Here is a 19,512-nt window from a genome sequence, read left to right on the forward strand (position 1 = left end):
AAACCGCCGATGACATTCGCTATTTCTCCTTAATGAAGAGTTCTGTAACATGCAAGCTTCGACACATTTTGTAACCGCTGGTTAATGGATTATAACTTCTGAACGCCTTCATTTTGCCATATCTAGTTTCCACAGATTCTGCATCTTCCAGCTGTTGTGGGCAGACACGCTATCTCGGGTTTTAAGCTTTATTAGGCAATCGTTAGCCTGCTGTCGAAATCATTTTAAACATGTTGGATTGTGCGCTTCCCCGGGAAATAGACAGCTCATTTCCACCTCTCTATTTCCCATACTGGCTCTTCATTCTGTCAGTTCGAATTTTCGCTCAATTCTAATAATTTCTCCGTGAGTTTTATTTAGGCGGCTTTGCATCGTCTCTAAATGACGTCTTCGGTACCGCAAATCAAGCAATGCTGACACAAGCAGCACTGCACCCGCTCCCATGATACCCTCCTTGCCAAGCACGATTGCCGCCAGCACGACGCTAAGCAGCAGCCAGACCAGTGCCGTTATATTCACCACAGCGCTCCACCTTCCAAGATGCCAAGGCGCATCCATGAGCAGCTTGTGCTTCTTGCCTGCGCGCAGCGCTAACGCTATTGGTATTGCATACGCCGTGTACAGGCAAATCAGTGTAAAGCTGGGAACGACAGCTGTCAGCAAGTGCTCTGGAATGAGCAAACAGCATGTCACGAGGATAATGAAAAACCCCACCGCAGCGAGCCAGACGCATTTCCTGGGTGATTGCGTTGCAGGATGAACGCCAGACAGCTGTCTGCTGAAGGGCAGCGCCTTATCGCGCGTGAGGCTGTACAGCAATCGCGAGCAAGCGATCAGGACGCTGCTGCTGCTTGAATAGAGCAGTATGACTAGAAGCACTATCGCCAGCGGGGATCGGCTTACAGCATCCAGCAAACTACCCGCAAACCACACGGCCCCGCCAGTCGGTATCCCTCCATATGAGAAGCCAGGCCATACAAGAGTCAGCACAGCCAGTAGCACAAAGCCAATAATAAACGTGTAGGCCGTCGATAAATAGATCGCCCATGGCACGCGAATGCGAGGATCGGACGTCTCCTCGGCTCCTTGAGCAGCGCTGTCCATGCCGAGAAAGAGCTTTTGCAGAAGCAAAAAGCCCGCAATCATGCCCATGGTGGACTGCCCCTTCCCCTCTCCGTTATAGGCAGGAAGCGTAAATAATAGCTCTGGCGAAAAAGCGCCCGGCCAATACAGCGCCACTAGCATGCCGATTGCAGCAATTGCAGCGATAAGCTGCAGCCACAGTCCGGTGCGCAGCAGAATAGCAAGCAGACGGACGCCTCGGCTGTGTAAAGCAGCCTGGATGACCACCATTGCCAAGGCAATAATCGCCTTCGTCCATATGGAAGGCACATAACCGAGCCAGCCGGCAAGCAGGCTATCCAGCAAGAAGGCGGATAGCAGATTGCTCAGCAGCAAGAGCCCCATGTAACCAGCCATGTGAAACCAGCCCGCATGCCAGCCCCATACACGTCCTCCTAATGCGGAGGACCAGTGATAGACGCCACCGGCGGTCGGAATAGCAGATGACAACTCGGCAAGCGACGCACTTACCATTAAGGCAAACAATGCTGCAAGCGGAATGCCGATACCGACAACAACAGGTCCCCCCTGCTGCAAGGCAGGCGCGAGAAACAACAAAGCTGCTGCGCACAGACCCATCGTGTTGAAGGATAGTCCGAATGAAGCAGCCGTTCCAAATTTGCGTCTAAGCTGCTGGGCAAGTCCAAACAAATTCAAATCATGCTTATCCTGCTGCATTTGAATATAGGTGGCATAAGCCGTCATGCTTTGATGGCTTGAAGATTTGATACTTTGCTGCGCCTTTACAGCCCCAGCTAATGCAGCCGCACATACAGCGAAAAATAATGCCAGCCCGATTACGAGCGCAAACATCCCACCACCCCCATCATTAAGCATTATATGTGAGGGCGGAAGGACTCATGCCAGCAATCAAGCAAAACAAATCATGACATTAATTATTTATGACATTAACTATAAGGCAAAAGCAGGTACCCTATACTAGCGCGAGCACCCGATTCAACAATTGGTCGGTGTCAAACGGTTTTTCTATCCACTCAGTAATGCCCAGCTCAGCCGCAGCATCCATTTTTTCAGGCTCCCCGTAGGCGGTAATTAGCAATACTTTAACGCTCGCATCGCTTTTGCGAATCGCGCGTAGCACGTCCAATCCGTCCATATCAGGCAGCATAAAATCAAGCAAAATGCAGTCCGCACCGTAACGCTCGAATTGCTCAAGCGCCCTCACGCCATCCGCAGCTTCATAAACGGTAAATCCCGCCTTCTGAAACAGCTCTGACAGCATGAGCCGAATGAGAGGCTGGTCGTCAACAATAAGCAGCTTTTTCCCTTGAGCTATCTTTGCTGCATCCGCGCCGCCCGCCATGGCCTTGAGCGTTGGCTGGCTGCGCCCGTCGCCTTGCTTGCCAGGAAAGCTTTTTTTTACTGGACCAAGCTGCAAGCTTGAAGGCTCTCGCCGAACGGGGGGCGCGTAAAGTCGCGGCCCCTTGTCCTTTTTCACATACTGCAAATAAACAACGAAAGCGATCGTCATGACAAATACAACGCATAATAAAATAATATACATCATGCTGTTTTCTCTCCTGCTGCAAAGTTGCACAAATCAATAATTGACGACCATTGGTCCGAGCGGGCCATTTTCATTAATCATATCCTCAATGTCATAGACGGAGATTGGGAAATACGGAAAACCAAAAGCGTAAGGCGTCAGCTCATAAAGGGCAAAATAAAGCACCAGCGTCCGATCCGCAATATAAAAGTCCTGATCCGGCCTTATCGCTTTGAACGGCGACAGCGTACTGATATCTCGCGACCTGATTTGAGCATTGACCAGCGCAGACAGCTTGACGACATAATTGCTGCCGGGCTTAAACAGCTCAGCAAGCGCATAAGAGCGTCCCGTGGTCAGCTTGAAGGTAAGCGACTGCTGCAGCGTCAGTCCATGCGCTCCTCCTGTATATGCATAGTTAAACAAAGACAGACTGAGCACATCCTTCTGATTGTTTTTGAGCTCAAAATATCCTTGCATCTCCGCATGCGGGTCTTCAAGCGTACCTTGCTCGGCTATGAGATGCTGTGCTGCTGAGTGAATGGTCCCATTGATTTGACTATCCGCTGCCTCGTTGGATCCCCCGCTAATTTGAGGCAGCCACAGTTCGACCTTTGGAGACGTACTGCGGACAGACTGAACGATTACAGGAGATTGAAACGCCATATCGGGCTACACCTGCCTATTCGCTAGAATGCTCCATTGTATGCAGATTACGCCTCATCTCATACCACTCAATTCCTCCATGTGTGGAGGAAGCCTTGCCTACGTATGTAAATTTTGCCTGCTCATAAAAAGAAATAAGATGCGGCTCGCACATTAGTATAATCGCTTTCAGCCCTTCATTCTCGCATGCTTGGATCAGCTTGTCCAGCAGTTTTGCAGCAATTCCCCTGCGCCTGAAAGCCGGAGCTACAGCAATCGTCAGGATGCAAAAGTTGTCTCCCGCGTATTCGCCTTGGTGACTTCCCTTCATCTCATCACCGCAGCTTTCCTGCTCCGTTCGTATCCCGTTGGCTATGCCGAGCAGCTCTCCCTCCTCTGACCAGGCGGACCAGAAATAAGAAGGATACTCCTGAAAACGGTACTGAAATCCCGCTTCAGTCGCCGCGGCCTCAGGTGGGTAACAGCGCAGCTCAAGCTCCAGCGCCTGTAAAAGCTCATGCTGCTGAATCAATCTCAGCACTACGATGCTCATAACAGCATTTTCTCCCGTTCGGTCAAGCGCCTGCCTCTAATGTCGATGACGAGCTTGCCACTATTGAGCCCAATAATGCGGTCCGCGAAACGCTCCGCATAATCCCCCTGATGCAGCACCGCAATAACCGTAACGCGCTGCTCTGTGCAAAGCCGTTTTAAATCCGCTAGCACCTGATCAGCCGTGTGCGGGTCAAGTCCGGACACCGGCTCGTCCGCCAAAATAATTTTCGCGCCGTGCACAAGCGCACGGGCAACGGCGATGCGCTGGCGCTCCCCCCCGCTCATCTTCTCCGCCTTCAGATGTGCTTTATCGAGTAGGCCAAGCTTCTCTATCGTGTCCATGGCGCCCATATAATCGTCGCTGCGCACCATGCCGGTCCATCGCCGCCAAGCCGGCGTCTGGGTCACCGATCCGATTATCACATTTTTGAGTCCAGTCTTGCTCGGATACAAAACAGGCTTTTCCTCCAAATAAGCCACCTCACGGCGAACTTTAAATTTACCTGTAAGACCTTGCTTTAGTACGTCCGTTCCATCCAGCTTGTAAGTTCCCCGCGTCCATTTTTCTTGCAGCGCCAAGCATTTAAGCAGCATCGACTTGCCGCTTCCGCTCGCTCCTTTAATGGCGATAAATTCTCCATCTTCCACATCTAAATGTATGTCGTCGAGCACCTTCGGCCCTCCGGGAATTACCTTCGTCAAATTCGAAATTCTTATCATTTTCCGCGCCCCTTTGTTTCACGCATCATATTTTCAGCATTTTGTATAATTCGATTCGGGTCGCTCCTAGGTGCAATATTTAGACCGATAGAACCGGCTCGCTCTCGATATTGTCCATTGAAAGTCGCTCAGGGGATTTATGCAAAATGCTTTTTTATATAAATCTAGTTTACGGGAAACAAAAAACAGTTTCCACACGAACAAATGTTTGATATAATAAAGATAGGAACAAGAGTTCTTATTGACTATTTTCCAAACATCTAATAAGGGAGGCAGGATCACCATGAAGAGCACTTGCGAAAATTTTCGTTACGTTGAGAAAAATTGGCCGCGTCGGGATTTAACTTTTAAGTTTTATACAAACGGAGAGTTGACGATTATTGATAACAGCTCCGAGGAGGTGATCTCTCCGAATGACTTGCGGGGCGACAGCTTGGATTTCTATATTCGCCGCCGCATTGCTTTTATTAAGACAACGCTGCTGGTGTCGCAGCTTAAATATGCTTGATTTTTCATGGGAATATCCGGCTGTCCGGCTGTTTATCCTTAATTTTCCTAACTTACTGTTGTGAAAACGTGCTTGCTGCGTTGACGTAAGGCTCCCGATACTGTAGATTAATTTCATACACCGTCTATTTTGCGCCGAAGGAGCCGTGCTTTTTTATGAAGCAACACATTATGTTTGACCTCGACGATACATTAATCCATTGTAATAAATATTTCTATTTGGTCATTAGTCAATTTGTTGATGCGATGACGACCTGGTTTGCCGGATATGAAGACGTAACCGCAAACGCTGTAAAGGATAAACAAACCGAAATTGATATCGCCGGAATTGCTGTGCTTGGTTTCAAGAGCGAGCATTTTCCCCAATCCTTCGTTGACAGCTACGTCTATTTCTCCGATGTTACAGGTAGGAAGCGCTCTACTGTTGAGCAGGATTTTCTATGGAAGCTTGGACTTAGCGTATACGAGCATGATACTGAGCCCTATCCAAATATGGAGGAGACGCTATACTCTTTAGCGAATCAGGGGCATGAGCTGCATCTTTATACGGGTGGTGAGCAGTTGATTCAGACCCGCAAAATCGATCAGCTCAATCTGAGCAAATATTTTAATGACCGTATCTACATCCGCCAGCATAAAACCAATGAGGCATTAGAGCATATTTTAGCAGAAACCGCGCTGGATCGCGCTCACACATGGATGATTGGCAACTCCATTCGTACGGATGTTGTGCCTGCCTTGACTGCCGGCATCCACGCCATTCATATGCGCAAGGATACCGAATGGCAATATAATGTTGTCAATATTGAAGTGGAGCCTAAGGGGGCCTTTTTCACTTTGAATGATTTAGTTGAAGTGCCGGAAGCCATCTATTGCTATATTAATCGCTAGTTAAAGAATTTCATAATAATCTCAAGGAGCGGGAACAACTGCCACCTCAGCTAGAGGCAAAGATACCGTTCCCAGATGAAATAAGCCGCCCTACCAGCAGATTTGTTGGTTCGGCGGCTTATTTTGCTGCGATGCTCGGTAGCGCTTGATCAAATCGAAAAATGCTCAATCAACTATGTTACGAAAGTATGATAACTAGTCAGCAGGCCGAATCGTGAGCGTCCCTTGGTCACGGTCGGTCAATACAAATCTGCCCTTCAAGCTGCTTCCATCAGAGCGCTTAAAGGTGAGCTGGCTCGTTGCCCCTTTCTCCAGCAGCGCTTGCAGCATCGGCAGCGTAATCTTCTTCCCCTGCTGCTCCTTCCAAATAACAAAAGAACAGCCCTCGCGAAAGCTGCTGCAGCCATAACCACGCTTGCCTTCAATAATACTGCCCTTGCAGCCCTGCCTCGGGCAGGCAGCTAGCGGCCCTCTTGAAGCCGCAGAAGCCGTTGCTTGCTTGGGCGGCTTCGCCGCTTCGCTACCTGCTGCTGACCGTGCGTAGCTCCTGCTCTTGCTAGCCCCCGCAGTTGACTTCGTGCCTGCTTTCCCCTCCGACGAGCGTGAGCTGCTAGTACGGCCTCCGCCTGTCGTTGAGCCCGCTGCCTTCTTCCCTTTCGAAGAGGTATCCTCGAACGTTCCAGGCGCAGCAGGACGCTGCTGACGAACCTTATCTACAATGACTGCTGCGAATTGCTTCACCTGTGCAATAAAACGATCATCAGAAGCCTCGCCTTTGGAAATTTGGTGCAGCCGCTGCTCCCAGCGTCCCGTCATTTCTGGCGAAGCGAGCAGCTCAACGCCTGCATTCCGAATAAGCTCAATCGCTGCGAGTCCCTTGGGTGTAATATCCAGCTTCTTTCCTGCCAGCTGGATATAGCCAACTTGCTTCAGCCGCTCGATTGTCGCTGCCCGTGTCGCAGGTGTGCCAAGACCAGTGTCTTTCATCGCTTCCCGCAGCTCATCATCCTCCATGGACTTTCCTGCACCTTCCATAGCTTTGAGCAGCGTGCCCTCTGTAAAGGACTTGGGCGGCTGAGTCATTTTTTCCAGTGCCTCAACGCTAGTGCAATGAACCGCTCTATGCGGGTCCAGCTTAAAGGGCTGATCGGTCACCATTTCCTCATCATCGGCTTCCTTATCATCCTTGCCTTTGCCTCGCTTAGCTGGCTTAGCAGCAGTGGAATCCTGCTGGGGCAGCACCACTTTCCAGCCGGGCTCCAGCAGTTCCTTCGCCTTCGTGCGGAAGGTTTCACCTTCGACAAGCGTCAGCACCGTATGGTTTTTGTATACCGCAGGCGGATAATAATGCGATAGAAAACGTCTGACAATCATGTCGTAGACGTTTTGCTCCTCCTGGCTAAGGCCAGAAGCACGCTTCGGTGTAGGCATAATGGCATGGTGATCCTCGACTTTCGACGGATTGCACACCGCCTTGTTTCCTTTGTGAACACGAGAACGGTCCGCTCCCTTCGCAAGCTCGCCATAGCCGCTAGTGCCCTCAAGCATCGTTAATACATTACCCATGACCGGAATGTTCTCCTCGGTTACATAGTTGGAGTTGGTCCGCGGATACGTAATAACCTTATGCTTCTCGTAAAGCGCTTGGGCAATATCCAGTGTCTTCTTGGCCGAATAGCCATGCTTGCCATTGGCTTCCCGCTGAAGCAGCGTCAGGTCATAAAGTCTGAAGGGATACTCCTTGCTTTCCGCTACCTGGTAATCTTCCACTTTCGCAGGTTTATTTGCTGTCTTCGCAGCCAGCGCCTCCGCCTTTGCTTTATCGGTCAGACGCTCCCCCTGCCAAATGCCGGAGTAGCCAAATCCAGACTGGTCAAACGCTGCCTTAACGACAAAATAAGTTTCCGATTGAAACGCCGTAATTTCTTTATGGCGATCATACAGCAGCGCCAAAACCGGCGTTTGTACACGGCCGACAGAAAGCAAGGCTTTATGGCGAATGGTAAAAGCGCGAGAAGCATTCATGCCGATCAGCCAATCGGCTTCACTGCGGGCACGGGCTGCTTTCGTTAGCGGCTCATATTCGTCATCACTGCGCAGCGTGTCAAAGCCGCGGCGAATGGTCTCCGCTGTCAAATCTGATATCCATAGCCGGTCCGTAGGCTGCGCCAGCTTCAAATATTGTCTGATTAGGTGAAAAATAAGCTGCCCTTCGCGCCCGGCATCGCAAGCGTTAACCAGTCTGCCGCATCGCTTGGCAAGCTCGCCAATCGTCTTAAGCTGGTCCTTCGTGCGCGGATTCGGCCACAGCTTGAACACCTGTGGAATGATTGGCAAGTCCTGATCATTCCACCGTTTGTAGCGCGCATCGTATTGGTCAGGCTCCGCGAGTGATACTAAATGCCCAATCGCCCATGTAATAATATAGCGGTCGCCCTCCAAATACGTTCGGCGATTGGCTGCCTTTGGCTCAAGCACGGCAGCAATCGTCCTGCCCATATCCGGTTTCTCCGCAATAATTAATGTCTTCAACAAATCGCCTCTTTACTTCCTGCTAGTTGTCTCCACATATTGCTTCATGGAAGCAAATATCGACCGAACGCCGTTCGACCAGTTGGGGTCTTCTGCATATTTTCGGTTAATCCATGTGAAGGGGTCCATTCCATCTGGACGTCCCTTGCTTAAATTCACAATTGTGCGCGACGCAATTTCAGCGGAATCGCTAATCGTCGTGTTATATTCCTTCCAGCTGTGAAACACATTGAATGGATTATTCGCAATTTCCTTCGCCTGTTTGTTCGTAGTAGGAACAAAAGCCTGCTCCTGTCCAGTTATAGCAAACAGCAGCAGCGGATGGATATCGAATGCTTTCGCCTGGGCAATAATTGCATCTAAATAAGGCTTCCTGGCAAGTATGGACGATTTACCTTTCAAATACTCCGTCAGCCTCTTCTTGTCAATTTCTACATAACGCAGCTCTTGTGGCAAACCATCAAGCGCTACGCTCTCTACAGGTTCAATTGGAGCAAGGATTATAGGCTCCGGCTGCGCACCTCTTAATGTACGCGTCAGAGACTCTCCATACAGCAGCGTAACGCTCACAAGCAGCATACTGAGCAAGCCGTACACAATAACGTGATTGCGCCGTTTATGAGGGACTGGCGCGTTCTGAGGTTGTGCTAGCGGCAAGGGCAGTGGTATGACGTCAGCCAAGCCAGGGGAGCCGTCCGCTCCCGCTGTAAGCAGATCTTCAGCTAGTAGCTCAACGCCCTGTGGCTGCAAATCATTTTTCAACTGAAGCCAGCTCTCATTCAACGTAAAATTTCCACTTGGTAGAGAAAGCGTGCTCGTATCCGTTTGCTCTATAGAACTACGCAGCTTGTCCATCGCCTGACGATAGCGCTCGATCTCAACGACGCTTTGCAGTTGCTTCTCCACCCATTGATGCATCGGCAGCTCCATATCCTGCTCTCGCTCGTCAAGCAATAATAAACAAGCTGCAAAAATATCATCTGCGCGTACGGGGCGCTTCTGCTCCAGCACCGCAGTACGAATAAGCTGCGCCGTCACCTGACGCTTAATCGACTCGTCAAAAGACGGAAGCTGCTTATGTATAATGCGATTTACCGCATCGGCAATCATTTCGGTTTTCTTTTCCTGCGGCAGCGCTCCATATTTATGCTGGACATAATTTCGAATATTGCTGACATCCGCCGGGGATAACACATAAGCTTCTTCAGCATGCATGACGAATCGCTCCTTCACGTCATCTCACACTGATTTTACCACAACTTTCCTTATATTGGGGAGGGGAGCTGTCTAATTCTCAGCTGATTTTGCTCCTGCAAAATAAAGGCTGTAATTTGCTCCTTCTCAGATGCAGTAAATTGATATTCACAGTCGCAATCCTCGTCTTGCGGCACCATTTGAGCAATACTGCCATCCGGCGTACATATGACAAGTCCACTGAAGTCAATGAGGTCGTCAGGCGCAGGGGTGTTCTCCGAAAGCTCAAACATTAGCTCAATATCCACCCATTGGTCATTGCGCCGCTCCATGCTCGCCACGATTTTCTCAAACTTCAGCTCTGTCACCGTATCCAGACCATATTTAATCATAATGCTTCATTTCCCTCCTATCGACAAGAAAAGCGCCCGAAGGCGCTCCTCATAAGCTGCTATTCAATTTATCATACCATTCATTTAAGGAAGCAAGGAAGATCCCATCAGGAACTTATCCACTTCACGAGCCGCTTCGCGCCCTTCGTTAATCGCCCATACAACCAGGCTTTGACCACGACGCATGTCGCCTGCTGCGAATATTTTCTCTGCGTTCGTCGTATATTTGCCATAAGGCGCCTTCACATTCGTACGACGATCCTGCTCTAGGCCGAAAGCATCAATTAGCGTATTTTCAGGACCTTCAAAGCCGACTGCGATCAATACAAGATCAGCTGGCCACACTTGCTCGGAGCCTTCGATTTCTGTATAAATTCTGCGTCCTGTTTCTGGATCAACCGTACGCTCAATCTGCACAGTGTGAAGCTCCGTAAGCTTGCCATTCTCGCCAACAAATTTCTTCGTCAGTACGGAGAATGCACGCGGGTCTTCGCCGAACAGCGCTTTTGCCTCTTCGTGTGCATAATCAAGCGTATAGACGTTCGGGAACTGCGGCCAAGGATTGCTGACACTATCGCGTACCAGTGGAGCCTTAGCGTGCGTACCGAATTGCGTAACTGATTTACAGCCATGACGAAGCGCGGTTGCCACGCAGTCTGTTCCAGTATCGCCGCCGCCGATAACAATGACATTTTTGTCCTTCGCTGAAATGTAGTTGCCATCCTCCAGATTGGAATCCAGGTAGCTCTTAATGGTACCGTTCAAATAATCCATCGCCATATGAACGCCTTCAAGCTCATGGCCTTCAATATCTACCGGGCGCGCTTTCGTAGCGCCGCCGCACAATACGATTGCATCAAACTGACCTTGCAGCTCATCGGCCGATACATCTTTACCGATCTCTGTGTTTACAACGAAGTTTATGCCTTCCTCCGCCATCAAGTCTACACGACGCTGAACAACCTTCTTGTCAAGCTTGACTGTTGGAATACCGTAAGTCAGAAGTCCGCCAATGCGGTCCGCACGCTCGTACACCGTTACAAGATGTCCCGCTTTGTTAAGCTGCGCTGCGCACGCAAGACCCGCTGGGCCCGAACCGACAACTGCTACACGTTTGCCTGTACGCACCTTCGGAGGCTGTGGTACAACCCAACCTTCGTCAAAGCCGCGGTCAATAATCGCTTGCTCAATCGTCTTAATCGTAACCGCATCGCCAATCAGGCCAACCGTACAGGAGCCTTCACATGGAGCCGGACAAATCCGTCCTGTAAATTCAGGGAAATTGTTCGTTTTGTGCAAACGATCCAGCGCTTCACGCCATAAGCCGCGATAAATTAAATTGTTCCACTCTGGAATGAGGTTGTTAATCGGACAACCTGATGTAGAGCCAGCTAGCTCCATTCCTGAATGGCAGTAAGGTGTTCCACAGTCCATGCAGCGCGAGCCTTGCGTACGCAGCTGTTCATCGGACAAATGCTTATGAAATTCTTCCCAATCTTTAATCCGCTCAATCGGATCGCGATCGGCTGGGAGTTCTCGTTGATATTCCATAAAACCAGTAGGTGTAGACATGATCGCTTTTCCTCCATCCGTTATTCCCGTCAACCGCTGTAAGGCTTCTCTAAACAAACTATATCGGGAATTCAGCAATTATTCAATAACAAACATTTTCAATTTTCACGAGCCATTTTACAAAATCCTAACACTCTTGCCTGCCATCGTTAATGGATTATCCGTACAATCATTTGCACTTTATAACATATTGTTCGTACGTTTCTACCAGTTGACTCAAATAAATGCGCTTCCGATGTCATATTTGGCCTCTGTGCCCTCGCGAAAAAAGCCGTTTAACGGTTTTTACGTGTAAAAGTTTGCCATGTAAAATCATGCAAATTGCGTTCATCCTTGCGATGAGGGATGGATTCCACCAATTCCCAGTCCGCCTCATTGAACACAGGAAAAAAAGCGTCGCCTCCCGCTACTTCCACATCCACAGCTGTTAGGTGAAGCTTGTCTGCAATCGGTAAAAACTGCGTATAAATTTCCGTTCCGCCTATAACCATAAGCTCCTCCGCACCGAAACGCGACAAAACCTCCTCAATCGAATGAACCCCCTCACAGCCTTCTGAGGCAAAATCAGACTGCCTTGTTAAAACGACGTTATGGCGGTCCTTCAGCGGCTTAGGTAACGATTCAAACGTTTTACGGCCCATTACAACGGTTTTGCCAAGCGTGTGCTTCGTGAATAGCGCCATCTCCGCTGGAAGCCGCCATGGCAGCTTATTGCCGATTCCAATCGTTCTGTTGCGATCCATCGCTGCTATTAATGTAATCGACATCATTTGTTCATCCTTTCTAAACGGCTACAGGCGCTTTGATGGAAGGATGTGGCTTGTAGTCTTCCAGTACAATATCATCTACTTCTACATCAAATAAAGAGGTTACTGCAGGATTAATTCGCACTTGTGGAAGCTCGCGAGGCTCACGGGCAAGCTGCGTCTTAATTTGATCCATATGATTGGAATAAATATGCGCGTCACCAAGCGTGTGCACAAATTCTCCAAGCTGCAAGCCACATTCATGAGCAATAAGCAGCGTGAGCAAGGCATAGCTGGCAATATTAAAAGGAATTCCGAGAAATATATCTCCACTGCGCTGATACAGCTGGCAGGAAAGCTTGCCCTCTGATACATAAAATTGAAACATCGTATGGCAAGGCGGTAGAGCCATATTTCTAGGAACGTCCTCTGGGTTCCACGCGGACACAATCATTCTACGGGAATCGGGATTGGTCTTAATCGTTTGGATAACATCCTTCAGTTGGTCAATGGACTCCCCTTGCGAGGTTTTCCAGTCGCGCCATTGCTTGCCATATACATTGCCCAGCTCGCCGTATTTTTCCGCGAAAGCATCATCCTGCAAAATTTGCTGCTTGAACAGCTCCATTTGCTCCAAATAAAGCACATTAAAGGCTTCATCATTTTGCGAGCGCAGGCCAAAGCCCGTCATATCTGGCCCTGTATAATCAGCGCTCTCAATCCACTTCTTAAACGCCCATTCATTCCATATATTATTATTGTGCTGAAGCAGGTAGCGAATATTGGTATCGCCTTTTATAAACCACAGCAGCTCGCTGACAACCAGCTTAAACGGCACACGCTTCGTCGTAATGAGCGGGAAGCCCTCGTTTAAGTCAAAGCGCATCTGGTAACCAAACGTGGAAACGGTGCCCGTTCCAGTCCGATCCTCTTTGACCGTGCCGCGTTCCAGTACGCTGCGCAGCAGCTGCAAGTATTCGTTCTCACTCGTATGAACACTCATTCACTTACAACTCCTATTTTGGACATATAGATTTGTATTATATCATTATAATCAATCATTTAAAATAGTCGCCTATACTAATTTTGTATAAATTCTCACTCAAGCACATAATTATTAACTTTTCATTAAAAAAGGCCCGCGGGCTTCAGCAGCCGCGGGTCCTCTTCTCTAGCTGCCGCAAATACGGCAGCTGCTATTTTATTAAACCAAGCTATTCCTTACTTAAGAACCGTGTGGATCGGGTGGCCAAGCGCTACTTCTGCAGCGTCAAGCACGATCTCACCCAGCGTTGGATGAGCATGGATTGTAAGAGCGATATCCTCAAGCGTAGCACCCATTTCAATTGCCAGACCAAGCTCAGCAATCATATTGGAAGCTTCCATACCAACGATATGTGCGCCGAGCACAAGACCGCTGTCTGCATCCGCAACGAGCTTCACGAAGCCTTCAGCCGCATTAAGCGACATTGCGCGTCCGTTGATAGCAAATGGGAATTTGCCGACTTTAACATTATGCCCTTTGTCTTTTGCATCCTTCTCCGTGTAGCCAACGCTTGCGCATTCTGGATCAGAGAAGCAGACAGCAGGAACACATTTATAATCAATCACGCTAGGCAGGCCAGAAATCGCCTCTGCCGCAACGCGTCCCTCATACATCGCTTTGTGAGCAAGTGCAGGACCCGCAATAATGTCGCCAATTGCATAGACGTTTTTGTTGCTAGTACGGCATTGATCGTCAACCTCAATCAGCCCGCGCTCGCCAACTGTAATGTTAGCCAGCTCAAGACCAAGATCGCCATCTGTGTTAGGACGACGGCCAACTGTAACCAGCAAGTAATCCGCCGTTACTTTTTCTTCTTTGTCGCCAACTTTGTAAGTCAGTGTTACATCGTTATCCGTTTGCTCAGCACTTTGTGCAAGAGCTCCTGTTACGATATCCACCTTCGTACCTTTAAGCTTCTTAACGACAAGGGAAGACATATCTTTATCAAAGCCTGGCAGGATGCTGTCTCCGCCCTCGATAACCGTTACTTTCGTGCCGAATTTCGAGAACATTTGTCCAAGCTCAATACCGATATAGCCACCGCCGATTACGATAACGCTTTTCGGCAGCTCAGGGAGCGACAAAGCTCCTGTAGAGGAGATAATACGATTGCCATACGGGAATGCTTTCAGCTCAATTGGACGGGAGCCTGTAGCAATAATACAGTTTTTGAAACGGTAGCGCGGAGCTTCTTGATCGTTGAATACACGCGCTTCGTTTTCATTGATGAACATTACTTCACCACTGAAAAACTGTACTTTGTTCGCTTTAAGCAAGGAGCCTACGCCGCCAGTCAATTTTTTGACGATGCCGCTTTTGAACTCCTGTACTTTACTCCAGTCAACCTTCACATCGCTAGCTGTAATACCGAAAGCGTCTGCGTGGCTGATGGATTCATACTGATGGGAAGCGGAAATCAAAGCTTTGGACGGGATACAGCCCACGTTCAAGCAAACGCCGCCTACATATTCCTTATCTACACAAAGCACGCTTTGTCCCAATTGCGCAGCGCGGATTGCCGCTACGTAACCACCAGGACCTGCACCAATGACTAAAGTATCAATATCTAAAGAAGCATCTCCAACAACCATCGTTTATACCTCCATAATGAACAGTTCTGGGTTGCCCAGCAGCTGCTTAATGTAGTTCATAAAGTTTTGAGCGGTTGCGCCGTCGATTAGACGGTGGTCGAAGCTCAGTGACAGTGCCATCACAGGAGCAGCTACGATCTCGCCATTGCGTACGATTGCTTTTTCGGAAATACGTCCAGTACCCAGAATGGCAACTTCAGGGAAGTTGATAACTGGTGTAAAGAACATACCGCCCGCCGAACCGATATTGGAAATGGTAATCGTGCTGCCTTTCAGCTCGTTAGCCGAAAGCTTGCCATCGCGTCCACGAACAGCCAGATCACGAATGGTGTCAGCCACTTTCCAAATGTTTTTGCGATCCGCATCTTCAATTACAGGAACGATCAAGCCGTTGTCTGTATCTGTTGCGATACCGATGTTGTAATATTTGCGCAAAACGATTTCTTGATTAGCTTCGTCAAGCGTCGCATTCATAATTGGGAATTCGCGAGCAGCAGCTACGAGCGCCTTCACGATGAATGGCAGATAAGTAAGCTTAGCGCCTTTTTTCTCTGCATAAGGCTTGTATTTTGCACGAAGGGCAACAAGCTCAGTAACGTCCACTTCATCCATGATCGTTACATGCGGAGCTGTATATACAGATTTAGACATTGCGTTTGCAATAATTTTGCGAATGCCTTTGAATGGCAAGCGCTCTTCTGGACGGTAAGCTGTGCCAGCAGCAACTGGAGCTGCTTTCGCTTCGCCAGCACCATTTGCAGCTACAGCTGCGTTGTCTTGCTGCTCAGCAGGAGCCGCCGCTTGCTCGGACGCTGCAGGAGCAGAACCGTCAAAGCCAGTAACATCTTCACGCGTAATACGGCCGTTTTTGCCAGTGCCGCTTACTTGCGTCAAATCAACATTTTGCTCACGAGCGAACTTGCGAACGCTTGGCGTAGCAAGCACAGAAGCATTTGTAGCTTTAGGAGCTTCTTTAGCTGCTTCAACAGCAGGAGCCGCTTTTGCTGCCTCTGGAGCTGGGGCAGGAGCCGCCTCTTCCTTCTTCGGCTCTTCAGCTGCAGGAGCTGCTTGCTCAGGAACTTCACCTTCAGCATCAATCAAAGCAACCAATTCGCCTACGTGACAAACTTGGCCGTCTTTAACCAACACTTCAAGCACAGTACCATTAACCGGACAAGGCACTTCAACAATTGCCTTATCGTTTTGTACTTCCATAATAATGTCATCATCTGTTACTTTGTCGCCGGCTTTAATGTGCACTTTAATGATTTCACCTTCGTGCAAGCCTTCGCCAAGCTCAGGGAAACGATATTCGAATTTAGCCACCGCGTGTATCCTCCTTTAGAAATCCAGTACTTTTTGGACAGCTGCAGAAATGCGGGCCACCGTTGGAAGCCATGCATCCTCAACTTGCGCAAACGGATAAACGGTATCCGGACCTGCAACCCGCAGCACAGGAGCTTCCAAGTGCAGAATTGCTTTTTCATTGATTTGAGCGATTACTTCAGCGGCAACGCCGGAAGTTTTTTGCGCTTCTTGAACGACAATTGCACGGTTCGTTTTTTGAATCGAAGCAACAATGGTGTCGATATCGAGAGGCACAAGGGAACGAAGGTCGATAACCTCAGCCTTGATTCCTTGTTTCTCAAGCTCGTCAGCCGCTTTAACAGCGGTGTGAACCATCAAGCCGTAAGCAATAATGGTAACGTCGCTGCCTTCACGAACGACATTGGCTTTTCCGATTTCAACCGTATACTCGCCTTCTGGCACTTCTGCACGGAAAGCATGATAAAGGTTCAAATGCTCCATAAAAAATACAGGGTCATTATCGCGGATAGCCGAGATAAGCAAACCTTTTGCATCGTAAGGATTGGATGGAATAACGACTTTGATACCCGGAGTCTGTACAGCAAGACCTTCCAAGGAATCCGTGTGCAGCTCAGCTGCTTTCACGCCGCCGCCGAAAGGCGTACGGAATACGATTGGCGAGTTGTAGCGTCCACCGGAACGGTAGCGCATACGAGCCGCTTGAATAAACATTTGGTCCATCGCTTCATAGATGAAACCTACGAATTGGATTTCAGCAATTGGACGGAAGCCTTGAATACCCATACCCACTGCCAAACCGCCGATAGCGGACTCCGCAAGCGGCGTATCAAATACGCGGTCTTCGCCAAATTCAGCTTGAAGGCCTTCGGTCGCACGGAACACGCCGCCGACTTTACCAACATCCTCGCCAAACAATAGTACATTCGGATCCCGTTTAAGTTCAACGCGCATTGCGTCACGGATCGCTTCTTTCATATTCATTTGAGCCATGATCTATAGTTCCTCCTTCGTTAAAGGCTATTATTGGAAATCAGCTTTTTGCTCTTCGAGGTGCTGCGGCGTCGTTTCGAACATCGAGTCGATCAAGCCTTCAACCGTCATTTTTTCAACAGCTTCTGCTTTCTTGATTTGCTCGTTAACAGTAGCTTTCGCTTCTTCCTTCACGCGAGCTGTATCCTCTTCCGACCAGAGACCTTTGCTTTCCAAATATTTGCCGAAACGAATGAGTGGATCTTTAGGAGCCCATTCCGCTTCCTCGTCTTTGGTGCGATATTTTGTCGTATCATCTGCCATGGAATGCGCACGATAACGGTAAGTGAGAAGCTCAATCAGCGTAGCGCCTTCGCCGTTGCGGCCGCGCTCAGCAGCATCTCTAACTGCTTTAATAACAGCAAGTACGTCCATGCCATCAACCTGCACACCTTTGATACCAGCAGCAAGTGCTTTATGTGCAACGGAATGTGCAGCTGTTTGTTTAGCATAAGGAGTTGTAATCGCATAACCATTGTTTTGTACAACATAAATAACGGGAAGCTTGAACGCGCCTGCAAAGTTCATGCCTTCGTAGAAATCGCCTTCGGAGGAGCCGCCGTCACCTGTGTACGTAATAGCAACGCGTTTTTCATTCTTTTTCTTGAATGCCATCGCAACACCAGTCGCGTGCAAAATTTGCGCGCCAATGATAATTTGCGGCATAAGAACGTGAACATCCTCAGGGATTTGTCCGCCATGCTGATGTCCTCTGGAATACAGGAACGCTTGGTACAGCGGAAGACCATGCCATACGAGCTGTGGAATGTCACGGTAGCCTGGACAAATAAAGTCATCTTTATTTAAAGCGTATTCGCTGCCAATCATAGCAGCCTCTTGACCGGATACTGGAGCGTAGAAGCCCAGACGGCCTTGACGGCCTAAGTTAACAGCACGATCATCCCAAGTGCGGGTAAATACCATACGGTACATAATTTCTTTTAATTGGTCGTCCGTAAGCTCCGGCATTTCATCCGGGTTAACAACTTCACCATCAAGCGACAAGACGGACAATGGTGTAACTGGCTCCGTTTGAACTTCATATGGCAGTTTGCTAAGCACTTTGCTCATTGTGAACGCTCACCTCAATCATTAATATTTGAATATTACAGTACTCTGTTATAGAATTATTATAAACCTGTTTAACAAAAATGGTCAAAGCAAAAAGCAAAAAACACGTGGTATTTTCAACGCCTATGCCCTTTTTGTTAAGAAATTGTATATGTAACAGCTGTTAGAAAGCTATATAACAGCATAATACAATGTGGAACGTGTGGAGCTTGTACGCCGTTTCGTCAGCCGCGGAACCCGCAACACTGCGGCATCTCTTTATTGTTTACCCACAAGCTCCCATTCCATTCAACCAACGGAGGAAGAAATGATGACAGATGAACGTTATTTGAAACGCACCGTCCTGAGGGAAACGGTTGCAAGCAGCTATTTGCAAGATGGCCAGCGCTCGCTTCGCGTCTATTTGCCGCCTGGCTACAATGAGCTGCTGAGCTATCCCGTCGTCTACTGCCAGGACGGAGAAGATTTTTTCAACTTCGGCCGTATAGCGACGACAGCGAACCGCATTATTTTGGATGAGGGCGTGGAGCCCTTCATTATTGTTGGTGTCGATGTGAATAAAACATTCCGCACAGCGGAATACGCTCCTGACGGAGACCGTCATGAGGCTTATGTCCGCTTTTTCGGCGAGGAGCTGCTTCCCTATATAGAAGCAAAATATCCGGTCCGTCGTGAGGCCGAGCATCGCGTACTTGCCGGCGACTCGCTTGGCGGCACCATCTCCTTTCATCTTGCGCTAGCCTATCCGGAGCTGTTTAGCCGCGTGCTTTCCTTGTCAGGCGCCTATTTCGAGCGCTCGCTAGAAATTATGGCTGCTCAGCATGACCTTTCCTGGCTTGCGCTTTACATGATTGTCGGCCTGCAGGAAACGGCTTATGAAACTATGGATAGAGGCGTACAAAATTTTGTCGAATTAAATCGTGAAGCCAAAAAGCTGCTTGAAGAAAGACAAGCCCCTTTTTATTATGCGGAAAAAGAAGGCCAACATCAATGGGGCTTTTGGCAGAAAGAGCTGCCGGAAGCATTAATGTATTTTATGGAGCGTCAATAAGCGCTGCCATCT

18 protein-coding genes are annotated in these 19,512 nt (G+C 48.9%); 3 read left to right on the forward strand and 15 right to left on the reverse strand.

Annotation, left to right across the window (positions count from 1 at the left end):
- Positions 1 to 300: 300 nt before the first annotated feature.
- The 5 genes from V5J77_RS14015 to V5J77_RS14035 all read right to left on the reverse strand — a co-directional run bounded on the left by V5J77_RS14015 (position 301) and on the right by V5J77_RS14035 (position 4,549).
- On the reverse strand, positions 301 to 1,935 hold the full coding sequence (locus V5J77_RS14015) for an amino acid permease (RefSeq protein WP_338551465.1): 1,635 nt from the start codon (positions 1,933 to 1,935) through the stop codon (positions 301 to 303).
- A 121-nt stretch (positions 1,936 to 2,056) separates the two neighbouring features.
- Positions 2,057 to 2,650 carry a response regulator gene (locus tag V5J77_RS14020; protein ID WP_338551466.1) on the reverse strand — a complete coding sequence of 198 codons (594 nt, stop codon included), beginning with the start codon at positions 2,648 to 2,650 and terminating at the stop codon, positions 2,057 to 2,059.
- A 33-nt stretch (positions 2,651 to 2,683) separates the two neighbouring features.
- Positions 2,684 to 3,295 carry a DUF3298 and DUF4163 domain-containing protein gene (locus V5J77_RS14025; RefSeq protein WP_338551467.1) on the reverse strand — a complete coding sequence of 204 codons (612 nt, stop codon included), beginning with the start codon at positions 3,293 to 3,295 and terminating at the stop codon, positions 2,684 to 2,686.
- Positions 3,296 to 3,311: 16 nt separating this feature from the next.
- Entirely contained in the window at positions 3,312 to 3,827 is a 516-nt protein-coding gene (locus tag V5J77_RS14030) for a GNAT family N-acetyltransferase (RefSeq protein WP_338551468.1), read from the reverse strand.
- On the reverse strand, positions 3,824 to 4,549 hold the full coding sequence (locus V5J77_RS14035; RefSeq protein WP_338551469.1) for an ATP-binding cassette domain-containing protein: 726 nt from the start codon (positions 4,547 to 4,549) through the stop codon (positions 3,824 to 3,826). The genes V5J77_RS14030 and V5J77_RS14035 overlap by 4 nt, the downstream gene beginning before the upstream one ends.
- A gap of 283 nt (positions 4,550 to 4,832) precedes the next feature.
- On the opposite strand from V5J77_RS14035, the gene V5J77_RS14040 reads away from it, so the two are divergent.
- A complete protein-coding gene (locus V5J77_RS14040; protein WP_338551470.1) occupies positions 4,833 to 5,057 on the forward strand; it encodes a hypothetical protein in 225 nt (74 codons plus the stop codon).
- A gap of 155 nt (positions 5,058 to 5,212) precedes the next feature.
- Positions 5,213 to 5,947 carry an HAD family hydrolase gene (locus V5J77_RS14045; RefSeq protein WP_338551471.1) on the forward strand — a complete coding sequence of 245 codons (735 nt, stop codon included), beginning with the start codon at positions 5,213 to 5,215 and terminating at the stop codon, positions 5,945 to 5,947.
- 195 nt (positions 5,948 to 6,142) lie between these two features.
- On the opposite strand, the gene V5J77_RS14050 is transcribed toward V5J77_RS14045, so the two are convergent.
- The 10 genes from V5J77_RS14050 to pdhA form a co-directional block, all read right to left on the reverse strand.
- The gene (locus V5J77_RS14050) at positions 6,143 to 8,479 is read right to left on the reverse strand and encodes a DNA topoisomerase 3 (RefSeq protein WP_338551472.1); all 2,337 of its coding nucleotides are present in this window, start codon (positions 8,477 to 8,479) and stop codon (positions 6,143 to 6,145) included.
- Positions 8,480 to 8,491: 12 nt separating this feature from the next.
- Positions 8,492 to 9,694, reverse strand: a complete 1,203-nt coding sequence (locus V5J77_RS14055) for a hypothetical protein (RefSeq protein WP_338551473.1) — start codon at positions 9,692 to 9,694, stop codon at positions 8,492 to 8,494.
- 50 nt (positions 9,695 to 9,744) lie between these two features.
- Entirely contained in the window at positions 9,745 to 10,065 is a 321-nt protein-coding gene (locus V5J77_RS14060; RefSeq protein WP_338551474.1) for a hypothetical protein, read from the reverse strand.
- Positions 10,066 to 10,149: 84 nt separating this feature from the next.
- Positions 10,150 to 11,637 (reverse strand): glutamate synthase subunit beta, encoded by a 1,488-nt coding sequence (locus V5J77_RS14065; protein WP_338551475.1) that lies wholly within the window; start codon positions 11,635 to 11,637, stop codon positions 10,150 to 10,152.
- 275 nt (positions 11,638 to 11,912) lie between these two features.
- The gene (locus V5J77_RS14070) at positions 11,913 to 12,407 is read right to left on the reverse strand and encodes a dihydrofolate reductase (RefSeq protein WP_338551476.1); all 495 of its coding nucleotides are present in this window, start codon (positions 12,405 to 12,407) and stop codon (positions 11,913 to 11,915) included.
- 13 nt (positions 12,408 to 12,420) lie between these two features.
- Complete coding sequence (locus V5J77_RS14075; RefSeq protein ID WP_338551477.1) at positions 12,421 to 13,386, reverse strand: thymidylate synthase; 966 nt, start codon at positions 13,384 to 13,386, stop codon at positions 12,421 to 12,423.
- A 218-nt stretch (positions 13,387 to 13,604) separates the two neighbouring features.
- Entirely contained in the window at positions 13,605 to 15,020 is a 1,416-nt protein-coding gene (gene lpdA, locus V5J77_RS14080; RefSeq protein WP_338551478.1) for a dihydrolipoyl dehydrogenase, read from the reverse strand.
- Between the two features lie 3 nt (positions 15,021 to 15,023).
- Positions 15,024 to 16,346 carry a dihydrolipoamide acetyltransferase family protein gene (locus tag V5J77_RS14085; protein WP_338551479.1) on the reverse strand — a complete coding sequence of 441 codons (1,323 nt, stop codon included), beginning with the start codon at positions 16,344 to 16,346 and terminating at the stop codon, positions 15,024 to 15,026.
- A 15-nt stretch (positions 16,347 to 16,361) separates the two neighbouring features.
- On the reverse strand, positions 16,362 to 17,339 hold the full coding sequence (locus V5J77_RS14090; RefSeq protein WP_046232584.1) for an alpha-ketoacid dehydrogenase subunit beta: 978 nt from the start codon (positions 17,337 to 17,339) through the stop codon (positions 16,362 to 16,364).
- A gap of 30 nt (positions 17,340 to 17,369) precedes the next feature.
- Complete coding sequence (gene pdhA, locus V5J77_RS14095; protein ID WP_046232583.1) at positions 17,370 to 18,449, reverse strand: pyruvate dehydrogenase (acetyl-transferring) E1 component subunit alpha; 1,080 nt, start codon at positions 18,447 to 18,449, stop codon at positions 17,370 to 17,372.
- A 310-nt stretch (positions 18,450 to 18,759) separates the two neighbouring features.
- On the opposite strand from pdhA, the gene V5J77_RS14100 reads away from it, so the two are divergent.
- Positions 18,760 to 19,500, forward strand: coding sequence for an alpha/beta hydrolase-fold protein (locus V5J77_RS14100; RefSeq protein ID WP_338556785.1), 741 nt, complete (start codon positions 18,760 to 18,762; stop codon positions 19,498 to 19,500).
- The last annotated feature ends 12 nt before the right edge of the window (positions 19,501 to 19,512 follow it).

This window comes from Paenibacillus sp. KS-LC4, assembly GCF_036894955.1.
Classification (GTDB): Bacteria; Bacillota; Bacilli; order Paenibacillales; family Paenibacillaceae; genus Pristimantibacillus.

Coding starts and splice junctions, on each gene's coding strand:
- V5J77_RS14035 (WP_338551469.1), bottom strand. CDS start 4,549: ATGATAAGAATTTCGAATTTGACGAAGGTAATTCCCGGAGGGCCGAAG.
- V5J77_RS14055 (WP_338551473.1), bottom strand. CDS start 9,694: ATGCATGCTGAAGAAGCTTATGTGTTATCCCCGGCGGATGTCAGCAAT.
- V5J77_RS14025 (WP_338551467.1), bottom strand. CDS start 3,295: ATGGCGTTTCAATCTCCTGTAATCGTTCAGTCTGTCCGCAGTACGTCT.
- lpdA (WP_338551478.1), bottom strand. CDS start 15,020: ATGGTTGTTGGAGATGCTTCTTTAGATATTGATACTTTAGTCATTGGT.
- V5J77_RS14070 (WP_338551476.1), bottom strand. CDS start 12,407: ATGATGTCGATTACATTAATAGCAGCGATGGATCGCAACAGAACGATT.
- pdhA (WP_046232583.1), bottom strand. CDS start 18,449: ATGAGCAAAGTGCTTAGCAAACTGCCATATGAAGTTCAAACGGAGCCA.
- V5J77_RS14040 (WP_338551470.1), top strand. CDS start 4,833: ATGAAGAGCACTTGCGAAAATTTTCGTTACGTTGAGAAAAATTGGCCG.
- V5J77_RS14100 (WP_338556785.1), top strand. CDS start 18,760: ATGACAGATGAACGTTATTTGAAACGCACCGTCCTGAGGGAAACGGTT.
- V5J77_RS14065 (WP_338551475.1), bottom strand. CDS start 11,637: ATGTCTACACCTACTGGTTTTATGGAATATCAACGAGAACTCCCAGCC.
- V5J77_RS14030 (WP_338551468.1), bottom strand. CDS start 3,827: ATGAGCATCGTAGTGCTGAGATTGATTCAGCAGCATGAGCTTTTACAG.
- V5J77_RS14020 (WP_338551466.1), bottom strand. CDS start 2,650: ATGATGTATATTATTTTATTATGCGTTGTATTTGTCATGACGATCGCT.
- V5J77_RS14015 (WP_338551465.1), bottom strand. CDS start 1,935: ATGTTTGCGCTCGTAATCGGGCTGGCATTATTTTTCGCTGTATGTGCG.
- V5J77_RS14045 (WP_338551471.1), top strand. CDS start 5,213: ATGAAGCAACACATTATGTTTGACCTCGACGATACATTAATCCATTGT.
- V5J77_RS14075 (WP_338551477.1), bottom strand. CDS start 13,386: ATGAGTGTTCATACGAGTGAGAACGAATACTTGCAGCTGCTGCGCAGC.
- V5J77_RS14090 (WP_046232584.1), bottom strand. CDS start 17,339: ATGGCTCAAATGAATATGAAAGAAGCGATCCGTGACGCAATGCGCGTT.
- V5J77_RS14060 (WP_338551474.1), bottom strand. CDS start 10,065: ATGATTAAATATGGTCTGGATACGGTGACAGAGCTGAAGTTTGAGAAA.